At 41.3% G+C, this 583-nt stretch carries 1 protein-coding gene; it reads left to right on the forward strand.

Going from position 1 to position 583, the window contains the following annotated elements; genetic code table 11:
* Window positions 1-2: 2 nt before the first annotated feature.
* On the forward strand, window positions 3-583 hold a 581-nt coding region (locus AACQ83_RS24405), incomplete at its 3' end, for an IS630 family transposase (RefSeq protein WP_112879715.1).

The raw sequence follows: 583 nt of genomic DNA on the forward strand, positions 1-583 counted from the left end.
CTATGAAAATATTTATTACATCAGAACAAAAAATCAAACTTGAGCATCTTCACGACACCACTCGTGATGGTCAGGTACGAGACAGAATAAAAGCTATCCTTCTGGCTTCTGAAGGGTGGAGTTCTGTGATGATAGCCCAGGCATTGCGACTCCATCAGACCACGGTTGACCACCATATCAGTGATTACCTTAATCAAGGTAAACTTAAATCGGGTAATGGGGGGTCTGACAGTTTACTTTCCCGGGAACAAACTGATTTTTTAATCAACCACTTATCTCAACATCTTTTCCATCACACACATGAAATCGTGGCCTATGTCGTTCAGCTCTGGAATATTACCTTTAGCATTCCAGGCATGAATAAATGGCTACATCGTCAGGGTTTTTCTTATAAAAAACCGTGTGGCGTCCCTCATAAATTCGATGCAGAAAAACAGAGACAATTTATTGAATATGATGAAAATCTTAAAGTTACAGCGAAAGACGACCCCATCCTCTTTCTTGACGCGGTTCACCCGGCTCAAGGTACTAAACTCGGTTATGGCTGGATGCGAAAAGGCGAGAAAAAAACAGTCAAAACAAC

The sequence above is a fragment of the Photorhabdus sp. S10-54 genome, assembly GCF_963878145.1.
GTDB classification, from domain to species: Bacteria; Pseudomonadota; Gammaproteobacteria; order Enterobacterales; family Enterobacteriaceae; genus Photorhabdus; species Photorhabdus kayaii.